Origin of the sequence: Phocaeicola sp. RTP21198st1_B8_RTP21198_201120, from assembly GCF_040929485.1 — a bacterium.
GTDB classification, from domain to species: domain Bacteria; phylum Bacteroidota; class Bacteroidia; order Bacteroidales; family Bacteroidaceae; genus Phocaeicola; species Phocaeicola dorei.
Genome location: NZ_JBCOCI010000364.1, coordinates 1 through 1347 on the forward strand (window position 1 = coordinate 1; position 1347 = coordinate 1347).

The 1347-nt window shown below is 39.1% G+C and carries 1 protein-coding gene and 1 pseudogene; both read left to right on the plus strand.

Features of this window, described 5'->3' with window-relative positions; genetic code table 11:
* Positions 1-625, plus strand: a pseudogene (locus tag AB5935_RS26340) (SusC/RagA family protein); the annotation flags it as partial.
* A gap of 20 nt (positions 626-645) precedes the next feature.
* The coding region (locus AB5935_RS26345) for a RagB/SusD family nutrient uptake outer membrane protein (RefSeq protein ID WP_368327911.1) at positions 646-1347 on the plus strand (702 nt) is incomplete at its 3' end.

Sequence of the window (1347 nt, forward strand, 5' to 3'; positions counted from 1 at the left end):
TTTCTATCTTTATGAATGGGCAAACTTTAATGACCAGGGCGCCAACTTGTATAAACATCAATCTAATGGAAGTTTGACAACCAATCCGGGTGCTGACGATCTGGTTACTAAAGGGCAGGCCGAGCCTAATTGGACTTTCGGATGGAATAATACATTTACTTGGAAAAATTGGACGCTCAATCTCTTTATCAATGCTGCATTAGGACAAGATAGACTGAATGTAAGCCGCTATGCGATGGGATCTATGACAGGTGTATATCGTTTCATCTCTTTATCTGATGCTTATTACAAAAGTTGGGATAAAGTAGCCAATAAAGCAGATGCTGTGTATGCAAGTCATAAAAATTCAGATAATAGAAACTATCCTGATTCCGACTTCTGGCTTGAAGATGCATCATTTGTGAAACTGAAAAATATAAGCCTTACGTATAATATTCCTAAGAAGATAACGAAAGTAGCCGATATTCAACTGTCGGTCAGTGCTCAAAACCTGTTTACATTAACGAAATATACAGGTATGGACCCAGAAGTGTACAGTGAATCCGATTATGGCTTTAATGGTGTGGATATGGGATCTTATCCTGTTCCAAGAACATTCACTTTTGGTATGAAACTTAACTTTTAATCTTTTAACTATACATGGATATGAAAACAATATATAGAATATTCAAATCTGTCGGACTAGCATTGATAGCACTTTGGATGGTGTCTTGCCAGGATTTACTGACAGAAGATCCTAAAGGGCAGTTGGCGGTAACTAATTTCTTCAATTCAAAAGGTGATCTGGACTTGGCTCTGAATGGAATGTATTCCAAAGTTGCGAGTGATATGTATGCAAATATCTGGGCAGGTTTCGAATCAGTGATGGGTGATGATATTTCTACACACCCTGCAGCTAATAAACAGGGGTTGCGTGAGGTAGATACTTATAATGTTTCGGACAATAACACTTGGGTGACTGAATTGTGGGGAGCTCGTTGGAGATTAGTAAAAGCTGCTAATTTCATTATAGATAATGCCGGACGAACTCCGGAGGTGAGCCAGGAAGAGAAAGATGCAGCCATTGGACAAGCTTATTATTGGCGTGCCTATTCTTATTTTTACTTTGTAATGGCTTGGGGAGAGGTACCTATGGTTGTGAAAGATGAAATCAATTACAACATGCCATTGGCAACCGTTCCTGAAATTTACGAGCTGATTATATCTGATCTGAAAAAGGCAGAAACAATGGTTCCTGCTAATTATACTAAAGAACCCTACGCAAGAAATGGGGTAAACATTGCTGTTAGTCAAGGAGCTGTAAAAGCAACATTGGCTTATGTGTATATGGCAATGGCAGGATGGCCG